We start from the raw sequence: 1,156 nt of genomic DNA, 5'->3' as shown, positions 1-1,156 counted from the left end.
GGAGGCTCTGAATAAGTCTCCAAAATCAGCGATAATACGGCCATCGTCAATCGCATAGGATCGTTGCCAGCATGGATCAGATCACCTTCTCCGAAGCCGAATACCAGACCAAGAAGCGCAAGACCCGTCGCGAGATCTTTCTGGAACGGATGGACAAGCTGATTCCGTGGAAGCAGTTGGAGAAGAAGGTAGCCCGTTATTACCCGAAGGGCCGGAACGGACGGCCCCCTTATCCGCTGCCTGCCATGCTGCGGGTTCACTGCATGCAGTTGTTCTATAACTTGAGCGATCCGGCCATGGAAGACGCGCTGTACGAGATCGAATCCATGCGGCACTTCGCGGGTCTGAAGCTGGACCGTTTGCCAGATGAGACGACGATTCTCAACTTCCGGCATTTCCTGGAGCAGCACGGTCTTGGCAAGGCGCTGTTTAAAGAGGTGAACAAACACCTGGAGAAAAACGGCTTGATGTTGCGTGAAGGAAGCATCGTAGATGCCACCATCATCTCTGCTCCCAGCTCCACCAAGAACCAAACTGGCAAGCGTGATCCGGAGATGCACCAGACCAGAAAGGGCAACGAATGGCACTTCGGCATGAAAATGCACATTGGTGTCGACGACACGTTCGGTCTGATTCATAGCATTGATACCACCGCTGCCAATGTTCACGACATCGTGCCCACCGACAAGCTGCTGCATGGTGAAGAGCAACGAGTCTTCGGCGACGCCGGTTACCTTGGCATTCAGAAGCGGGATGAGCATAAGCACCGCAAAAACGTCTCCTGGTTCATTGCCAAACGGCCTGGCACCCGGAAGACGCTGGATGCCGACAAACTGAAAGCAGAGAAGATCAAAGCCAGTGTTCGTGCCAAGGTCGAGCATCCCTTCCGGTACATCAAGCGGGTCTTTGGTTATGGCAAGGTCCGCTATCGCGGCCTTGCCAAGAACAGCAACCGGTTGCATTTGCTGGCCGCGTTTAGCAACCTGCTGATCGGTGAAAAATACATGCTGGCGTAGGGCCAGTGCGCCTGTTTTCCGCCAAAATGGCGGGAAACGGGCAAAAAACACACAAATAAAGGGAAAATAGTGTCTGAATCTTCGATTTTTTGCCGTTTAAACCCAAGATGGGCAAATATCAGCAGTTATTCAGACCTTCC

At 52.9% G+C, this 1,156-nt stretch carries 1 protein-coding gene; it reads left to right on the top strand.

Features of this window, described 5'->3' with window-relative positions; all coding sequences use genetic code 11:
- The first annotated feature begins 71 nt into the window (after positions 1-71).
- Positions 72-1,016, top strand: coding sequence for an IS5 family transposase (locus DET50_RS19315; protein ID WP_011784145.1), 945 nt, complete (start codon positions 72-74; stop codon positions 1,014-1,016).
- Positions 1,017-1,156 lie beyond the last annotated feature (140 nt).

This window comes from Marinobacter pelagius (genome assembly GCF_003315345.1).
Lineage (GTDB): Bacteria > Pseudomonadota > Gammaproteobacteria > Pseudomonadales > Oleiphilaceae > Marinobacter > Marinobacter pelagius_A.
Note: the sequence above shows the minus strand (reverse complement) of the source record. Positions and strands in the feature narration are given on the sequence as shown.